This is a genomic window from Bacillota bacterium (assembly GCA_036504675.1).
Classification (GTDB): Bacteria; Bacillota; Sulfobacillia; order JAJYWN01; family JAJZPE01; genus DASXUT01.
In genome coordinates, this window is the sequence record DASXUT010000056.1 from 1 (window position 1) to 5,710 (window position 5,710).

Below are 5,710 nucleotides of genomic sequence, written 5' to 3' on the forward strand. Positions count from 1 at the left end.
CTTCCGGCCAGCGCCACAGCCCGATCCTTTGGAGGCCTATCTACGTCAGAAGAACCCCGGTTGGCAAAAACTCATGAGCCAACGCTAAACCAGTCGCGGAAACGCTGAGGGTGACATTTTCTCAGTCCCGTTATGCGCTTATACAGGTGACATATTCACTGTCCATTGACAGAGTCAAGTTTGGTTCGGTGTCAAGTTTGGTTCGGAGCATCTTCATGGCCCCTTGCTACCCGAGGCGCCCGAGGACGGCGACGTCCCGCCCGTGCCCGAGCTCGACCCGCCCGGCACCACCAGATTCAAGTAGGTGCCCGGGACCTGCCCGGGAATGATCGCCTCAGCCACGGGGTTGTAGGCCGTCACGTTGATGTCCGAGGTCCACAGGGGGATGGTCATCCGTACGGCGGCCTTGGTATCGAGGTATAGGACGTGCCTGGTCTGGTTGACCCCGGCCGCTTCGAACTTGTCGCCGATATCGACCTGGACCCGGCCGATCAGCGACACGCGGACCGGCAGGCGAGGCCCGTAGTTGGCGAGCAGGCGCGACCCGGTCAGGGCCCCCATGGGGATGTAGACGCGGTGGCCGTCCATCGTCCGCATCGACTCGATGATCTTCAAGTTGGCCTGAGCCGCCAGCCGGTTGATGGCCGGGGTGTTCGGTTGGATGAAGGTAATCCGGTTGTCGCTGTCTCGTTCAAAGTAGTAGAGATCCCGATACTGGACGTCGCCGGCCAGTTCGGCGACGGCTCGGCTGATCTGCCCGACCACCATCTGCTGGGCTTCGACCTCGACATAGGCGTAGAGGATCGGCCCGACGGCCCGTTCGATGAGGCTGAAGGCGATCAAGAGGACGACCAGCAGGGCCACAACGGCAAGGCCCGCCTTCCGACGGGCCCGTCTCCTCCTGAGGCGCATGATGAAGCCCCCTGAGCACCAAAGTGACGCCCTCTATCCTATGCGCGAGGGGTCGTTCGGTGCCGGGGGGCCATTTTCGTGCCTGGGGGCCATTGGCGGCGCGGCGGTGCCTGTCGAATCAGCGGGCCACGGTCAACCGGGCGAAGCGGCGCTTGCCGACCCGGACGACCAGCCCCTCGAGGGGGACGCCGCGGAGCCCGAGGGCGAATTCGCGCCCCGCGACCCGTTCTTCCCCGACCTTCACCCCGCCTCCCTCGACCAACCTTCTGAACTCGCCGGCGCTGGCCACCAGACCGGCCTCCCTGACCAAACGGGCCAGGTCGTCGAAACCGAGCCGCCCGGACGGGAAATCGCCCGGCCGGACCACGATGGCCGGCATCTCCTCCGGCACTTCCTTCTGACGGAAGACCCGGACGAACTCCTCCTCGGCCGCGGCGGCCGCCTCGGGGCCCTGGTAGAAGGAGACTATCTCGCGGGCCAGGCGCATCTTGGCGTCGCGCGGGTTCATCTGCCCTTCGACCATCGCCTCGGTCATCGCCCGGACCTCTTCCAGCGGGACGTCGGTGACCAGTTCGAAGTACTTGGCGATGAGGTTGTCCGGGATGGACATGGTCTTGCCGTACATCTCCCCCGGCGGCTCAGCGATGCCGATGTAGTTGCCGAGGCTCTTGGACATCTTGTGGACGCCGTCGAGACCCTCGAGCAGCGGCATGGTTAGGACGGCCTGCGGCTCCTGGCCATACTCCCGCATGATGTCGCGGGTCAGGACGAAGTTGAAGGTCTGATCGGTCCCGCCAAGCTCGACGTCGGCCCGCATGGCCACCGAGTCGTGGGCCTGGGCCAGCGGATAGAGCAGTTCGTGGACGCTGACCGGCAACCCCTCCCGGAGGCGCTTGGCGAAGTCATCCCGCTCGAGCATCCTGGCCACCGTGTACTTGGAGGCCAGCCGGATGACGTCGGCGAAGTTCAGTCTTTCGGACCACTGGCTGTTGAAGACGAGCTTCGTCCGGGCCGGGTCGAGGAGCTTGTAAATCTGGGTCTCGTAGGTCTTGGCGTTCTTGCGGACCTCGTCCTCGGTCATCTGGCGCCGCGTATCCGATCGCCCGCTGGGGTCGCCGATGCGCCCGGTGAAGTCGCCGATGATGAACCAGACCTCGTGGCCGAGGTCCTGGAACTGGCGCATCTTGCGGATGACGACGGAGTGGCCGAGGTGGATGTCGGGCGCGGTCGGGTCGGCCCCGTACTTGATCCGCAGCGGCCGCCCTTCGGCCAGAGCCTTGCGCAGTCTGCTCTTGATGTCTTCCTCGGTGATGATCTCGGCCGCCCCGCGCCGGATCACGGCCATCTGCCGTTCGACCTCGGCCTCAAGCTTCGTCTTCGGCATCACATGTCCCCTCCTCGGAACAAACAAGCCTTTCATCCCGTCTTAGGGACGAAAGGCTTTTCGTGGTACCACCCTAGTTGACGCCGCCTTTGCGAAACCTTATTACGGGCCAGCCCAGAAGGCCGGGTCTGAACCCGGCGGTGTCCGCGAACGGCCCGCTCGCACCGACCGCGGGCTCTCTGGACGGCGTTTTCCCGGCTTACTTGGGCTCCGTTATCGTTTGGCGCTATTATATCACACGGTCAGAACCCGGGGGAAGGGTCACCTCGCGGTACGGCGCTAGGCAGGAGATGCCCTTCGGACCTAGAATAGAATTATGTTACGTAAGTCGGAGCTAAGGCAACCGCAGCAAAGTCAGACCATTCACGATAGGCAACTCACCTACCTGTCGAGGGGAAGGGATCGCGGACTTGGATACCTGGATCAGGAAATCCCGCTCGGGATCGAAGACCTCCGGGCGCCACGTCAAGAGAGTGAAGAGGACACCGACCGACGGCCCAGCGCGCGCCTCGTCCGGCGGCGGTCAGAAGGCCAACGTCCTCCGGGCCCTGATCATCATCGCCGTCGTCCTGATCGTCCTCATCGGCGCCTCGGGCATCGGTTTTGTGGCCACGAGTCTAAGAGGGCTTCCCAGCCTGGCCGACATGGGGCCGAACCCGGACGCGTCGACCCTCGTCTACGATGACCAGAACCAGCTCATCGGTCAGGTCCACGGGGTCGAGAACCGGATGCCGGTCAAGCTGAGCGACATCCCCATGAACGTCCAGGAGGCCTTCATCGCCGCCGAGGACAACCGCTTCTACCAGCACCACGGGGTCGACCTGCGGGGCATCGCCCGGGCCCTCTACGTCAACATCACCGGTGGCGGAGTCATCGAAGGGGCCAGCACCATCACCCAGCAGTTGGCCAGGAGCGCCTTCTTGACGATGGACCGGACCCTCAAGCGCAAGGTCCAGGAGGCCGTCGTCGCCCTCGAATTGGAGCGCCGCTATACAAAAAAAGAGATCCTGGAAATGTACCTCAACCAGATCAATTTCGGGCGCGGCAATTACGGCGTTCAGGCGGCGGCCCAGAATTACTTCGGCAAGAACGTCGGCCAGTTGACCCTGGCCGAGTCGGCCATGCTGGCCGGAATCGTCAAGTCACCGGAGAACTACAACCCGGTGGCCAACCTCAAGACGGCGACGACCGTGCGGGACCGGATCCTCGATCAGATGGTCGGGTACGGTTACATCTCCGCCGACGAGGCGGCCAAGGCCAAGAAAGAGACCCCGACCATCGCCAAGAAGAAGTCGACCTCCTACCCCGGCGACTGGTTCGTCGACTACGTCGTCCAGCAACTGCTGAAGAAGTGGGGCGAGGAGAAGGTCTACCGCGGCGGGCTCCGGGTCTATACCACCCTGAACCTGAAGACCCAGGTTGCCGCCCAGCAGCGGATGCAGGAGATGCTGGACAAGGACTATCCGATCAAGGAAGGTGGCCAAGCTCAGCCGGACATGGCGGCCGCCTTCATCGAGCCGAAGACCGGCTACGTCAAGGCGGTCATCGGCGGCCGGGTCTACGATCGCCAGCTCGGCCTGAATCACGCCACGGCCTCGAAAAGGCAACCCGGTTCATCGATAAAGCCTCTGGTCGTCTACACGTCGGCCATCGACGCCGGCTTCCCACCGTCGTATGTCGTCGATGACTCGCCGATCGTCTACACTCAGCCGGACGGCAGCCCGTGGTGGGTCCAGAACTACGACGGCCGCTTCCGCGGCCTGATAACCATCAGGCAAGCGGTCGAGCAGTCGGTCAACATCGTCGCCGTCAAGATGCTCGAGCAGATCGGTCCCAAGACCGGCCTCGAGAACGCCCGGCGGATGGGCATCACCACCCTCCACGACTCCGGCCGCCTCAACGACGTGACCCTGGCCCTCGCCCTCGGCGGCGTGACCGACGGGGTCATCCCCCTGGAGATGGCCTCGGCCTACGGCGTCCTGGCCGACGGCGGCGTCCGGGCCGAGCCGATCTCCATCCTCAAGGTGGTCGACAAGAGCGGCAACGTCCTCGAGGAGAACAGACCTAAGACCCAGGTCGTCCTGAAACCCGAGACGGCTTGGATGATGACCGACATCCTGGAAGGAGTCATCCAGCGCGGGACGGGTCGCCCGGCCGACATCGGCCGACCGGCCGGCGGCAAGACCGGGACCACCAATGACCTCGTCGACGCCTGGTTCGTCGGCTACACCCCGAACCTGGTCGGGGCCGTCTGGATGGGCTACGACCAGCCCAAGGCGATGCACAACGTCTACGGTTCGACCTATCCGGCCCAGGTCTGGAAGGCCGGGATGCTGGCCTTCCACGAAGGGAAACCGGTCGAGGACTTCCAAGCCCCGGCCGACCTGGTCAAGCTGACCGTCTGCCGCAAGTCGGGCAAGTTGCCCGGTCCCTTCTGCCCGCCCGAAGACCTCTATGAGGAGACCTTCCTCCCCGGCACCCAGCCGACCACGATCTGCGACGTCCACGTCCTGGTCAAGATCGACCGGCTCGACGGGAAGTTGGCCACGCCCTACTGCCCGCCCCAGGACGTCGTCCAGAAAGTCATGCTCAAGCGGCCCAAGTGGATGCCGTTCAAGGGCACCGGAGCCGGCCCTGAAGACGCCGCCCTGGCCGCCCCGACGGAGTTCTGCAATCTTCATGGGCCGGGCGGGGTCAACCCCGGCGGGGGGAATGGCGGGGGGACCACCCCGGCTCCCAACCAGCCCAGTGGCAACCGCTGAGCGGCGTCGACAGACTCCAAGCGACCAAGAGCCCGGACCGCGATGGTCCGGGCTCTTCGTGTCATTGGCGGGTTCGCAGGGCCATCCCAACCTCAGACGGGGCCAAGGATTTTCAGACGGTGTACAGGATCTCGGCTCCCGGGAAGAGCCGGCTGATGCGTTCCCTGAAGAACTCCTTGAGTTCGGCCATCTCCTCCTGGTGATAGAGATACTTGCCGTAGCCGAACTGCCCCATCTTCCACCGCCGCCTGGTCTCGTCAAGGTCCAGGGTGGTCCCGGGGAAGATCGACAGGATGGTCCGCTTGGCCTTGGGGGTGAAGCGATGGGCGATCAGTTCGAAGGTCAGGCGGGGTGTCCCGGGACGGCGGCCCGAAGTCGGTCTCGTGGCCGTCGCAGGCCCCATCGCTCTGGCCGTCTCCTCGAGGAGCGCCCAATAGTCGGCGCGCCAGTCGCCGTCGAGGAAGATCGGGGCGATCAGGAAACCCATGGGGTAACCCGCCGCCGCTACCTTGGCCGCGGCGGCCAGCCTGTCCTCAAGGCCGGGGACGCGGTGCTCGTGGCGGCGGATGACGGCCCGCGTATTCAGGCTGAAGCGGATCTCCGTGTGGCCGTTGTGGTCCAACCCGAGGAGTGGTTCGACCCCGTCGTCCTT

Annotated in this window: 4 protein-coding genes; 1 reads left to right on the forward strand and 3 read right to left on the reverse strand. The window is 64.8% G+C overall.

Features of this window, described 5'->3' with window-relative positions; all coding sequences use genetic code 11:
• Positions 1–213: 213 nt before the first annotated feature.
• A complete protein-coding gene (gene yunB, locus VGL40_04230) occupies positions 214–912 on the reverse strand; it encodes a sporulation protein YunB (GenBank protein ID HEY3314472.1) in 699 nt (232 codons plus the stop codon).
• Between the two features lie 118 nt (positions 913–1,030).
• Positions 1,031–2,296: a tyrosine--tRNA ligase gene (gene tyrS, locus VGL40_04235; GenBank protein ID HEY3314473.1), complete on the reverse strand. Its 1,266-nt coding sequence runs from the start codon at positions 2,294–2,296 to the stop codon at positions 1,031–1,033.
• Between the two features lie 473 nt (positions 2,297–2,769).
• On the opposite strand from tyrS, the gene VGL40_04240 reads away from it, so the two are divergent.
• On the forward strand, positions 2,770–5,058 hold the full coding sequence (locus VGL40_04240; GenBank protein HEY3314474.1) for a PBP1A family penicillin-binding protein: 2,289 nt from the start codon (positions 2,770–2,772) through the stop codon (positions 5,056–5,058).
• Between the two features lie 112 nt (positions 5,059–5,170).
• On the opposite strand, the gene VGL40_04245 is transcribed toward VGL40_04240, so the two are convergent.
• Positions 5,171–5,710: spore photoproduct lyase (locus VGL40_04245; GenBank protein ID HEY3314475.1), on the reverse strand; the 540-nt coding region annotated here is incomplete at its 5' end.

Coding starts and splice junctions, on each gene's coding strand:
- yunB (HEY3314472.1), bottom strand. CDS start 912: ATGCGCCTCAGGAGGAGACGGGCCCGTCGGAAGGCGGGCCTTGCCGTT.
- tyrS (HEY3314473.1), bottom strand. CDS start 2,296: ATGCCGAAGACGAAGCTTGAGGCCGAGGTCGAACGGCAGATGGCCGTG.